General features: G+C 70.6%; 3 protein-coding genes. 2 read left to right on the top strand and 1 reads right to left on the bottom strand.

What is annotated here, in order from left to right:
- Nucleotides 1-1,029, bottom strand: a 1,029-nt coding sequence (locus AC31A1_RS50130) for a M1 family metallopeptidase (protein ID WP_489659714.1), incomplete at its 3' end; no start/stop codon positions are given.
- A gap of 185 nt (nt 1,030-1,214) precedes the next feature.
- On the opposite strand from AC31A1_RS50130, the gene AC31A1_RS50135 reads away from it, so the two are divergent.
- Both AC31A1_RS50135 and AC31A1_RS50140 read left to right on the top strand, forming a co-directional pair.
- On the top strand, nt 1,215-1,664 hold the full coding sequence (locus AC31A1_RS50135) for a hypothetical protein (RefSeq protein WP_489659716.1): 450 nt from the start codon (nt 1,215-1,217) through the stop codon (nt 1,662-1,664).
- 19 nt (nt 1,665-1,683) lie between these two features.
- Nucleotides 1,684-2,184, top strand: a complete 501-nt coding sequence (locus AC31A1_RS50140) for a hypothetical protein (protein ID WP_489659715.1) — start codon at nt 1,684-1,686, stop codon at nt 2,182-2,184.
- The last annotated feature ends 277 nt before the right edge of the window (nt 2,185-2,461 follow it).

A 2,461-nucleotide genomic window follows, 5' to 3' on the forward strand; every position in this document is an offset into this window, starting at 1 on the left:
GGGGGTGACGGAGTCGCCGTACCACTGGTGGGCGAGTTCGTGGACGAGGGTGGCGGTGTCGGGGGCGCCGGGGAAGAACGGGCGGGTCTGGGTCTCCAGGGCGTAGCCCGCGTCGCCGCGGCGGTCGACGATCGCGCCGGTGGAGGAGAACGGGTACGGGCCGAAGTTGTACTCCTCCCACTCCATGATCTCGGGGATCTTCGCCAGCACCTTGCGGCTCGCTGCCGCCTCCTGCGGGTCCACCGCCACGTACACGGGGAGGCCGTTCTTCGTGGTGGTGCGGGTGATGTCGTAGTGGCCGATCGCGAGCGTGGCGAGGTAGGTCGCCATGGGCTGTGCGGTGCGCCAGGTGTAGGTCGTCGTGCGGGCGGCGCCCGTCCCCGTCGTCGTCTCGCTTCTCAACTCGCCGTTGGAGACCGCCTGGAGGCTCTTCGGGACGGTGACCGTGATGTCGTACGACGCCTTGTCGGACGGGTGGTCGTTGCCGGGGAACCAGGCCATCGAGCCGGTCGGTTCGCCGAGGGCGAGCGCGCCGTCCGCCGTGGGCAGCCAGCCCTCCTCCGAGCCGTCGGGGTCGGTGATCGTCTCGGGGGTGCCGGAGTAGTGGACGGTCGTCCTGAACGTCCTGCCCTTGGGGAGAGTCGAGGGCGGGCGGACCGTCAGTTCCTGGCCGGTGCGGGTCCAGGGAGCGTTCTTGCCGTCCACCGTCAGCGCGTCGACCTTCAGGCCCTTGAGGTCCAGGTCGTAGGCGGAGAGGTCCTGGGTGGCCCGGGCGGTGATCGTCGCCGTACCGGTCAAGGGAGTTGAGGTGTCCGAGGTGCCCGGGGTGTACGCCAGGGTCAGCGCGTAGTGGGTCACGTCGTAGCCGCCGTTGCCCGCCTTGGGGAAGTACGGGTCGGCTGCGCCCGCGCTGCCGGGGGTGCCCTGTACTCCTCCTGTTCCACCGCACGCCGTCAGGACGAGGGCCAGCGCGCACGCGGTGGACGTGGGAACAAGCCGTGTGGGAACAAGCCGTACGGATCGGGACACGTGCGCGATCCTACGAGTCCGGGGCTCGTCGCCCTGGGGAGTCCGCCCGGGATCGAAGCCGGAGTTCGAAGCCGGAGTTCGAAGTCGGACCTCGAATATCCCTCGTCCTCGCCCTTCGCCCCTCATACGCTCGGTCCGTGCCCCGCTCATCCAAGAAGCCCCGCCGACTTGTCGCCGACGGGCGCGTGTACATGTGGTCGCTGCGTCACAGTCACACTCACCGTCACAGCAGCAGCGGCTCCGTGGGCTGTGTCCACACCCTCACGCTGAATCCCCAGCCGTCCGGCACCGGTGGGGCGCTGCGGATCGTCTTCGTCGCGGGGCCGGGGCGGTTCGTCCCGGGCGGGGCCCCCTTCGGATCCGGGGATGTGGGCCACGTCCGTGGCGCCTCCCTCAACCTCCACGAACCCGGCGCCGTCCGCGCCCTCCTCGACGCGGCATCGGCCCGCGGGTGGGTGCCGGGGCCGGGAGAAACGCGGGCGGTGGAGGTCGACGGCTGGACCTTGCTGGAGGCGGCCGCCGCCGGGCGGGACGGGGGCGGTGAGTGTCCCGCCGAGCCTGGTGAGGGGCCCGATGGAGGGCGCCGGGAGGGGGCGTCCCGAGGGGTGACTCCGGCTGAGCCCGGACCTCCCTGACCGTGACACCATCTCCTACGTGCTCGACATCGGCTACGCCCTCTCCAACCGCTTCCCCGACCCCCCGCAGACCGACTACCGGCGCGCGGACGTCCACGCGCTGCGGCACGACCTGTTCTGCGGTGACGTCTATCTCGCCGACACCAAGGCGGACCGGGAAGTGTCCACGGCCTGGGGATGGGTACCGGTGCTCGACTTCGCGTGGGCTCTGTGCGACATCGTGGAGCGGATCGACCAGGACCCGGCGGGGTCGCGGGCGTCCCGGCCGCAGCGGGCGGAACTGGACTTCACCGAGTCGACCGACCGGATGCGGTTCGAGCGGCGGTTCGGGTGGGTGGATGTCGAGGCGGACTGGATGCGGCGGGACGAGGAGGCGTTGACCTTCTCGCACACCGAACTCCGGCGCGAGGCGCGGGACTTCCTGCACGATCTGATCGCCGACCTGGTTGATCTGCATGATGCCCTCGGCGAGAATCCGGCGATCTGGACGTTGCAGGCGAGGTTTCCCCGGGTGCCCTGAGCTTCCCCTGTTGCCCTGAACTGGTGGCACCGTCCCTGGGGGCTGCGCCCCCAGACCCCCATCGGCCTGAACGGCCTCGTCCTCAAACGCCGGACGGGCTGAGTGACGCCGGCCAGCGCTGAAAAGTGACGGACCGGCTGGGTAGGGCGGCCTGCGCTGAAAAGTGACGGACGGGCTGGATATGGCGGCCTGCGTGGAGAAGGCGCCGGACAGGCGTGGAGAGCGCCCCTGCACCGAAAAGTGCGCCCGTCAGGAACCCCTCGCTCACCCCCTCACC

This window comes from Streptomyces sp. P5F9 (genome assembly GCF_057961495.1).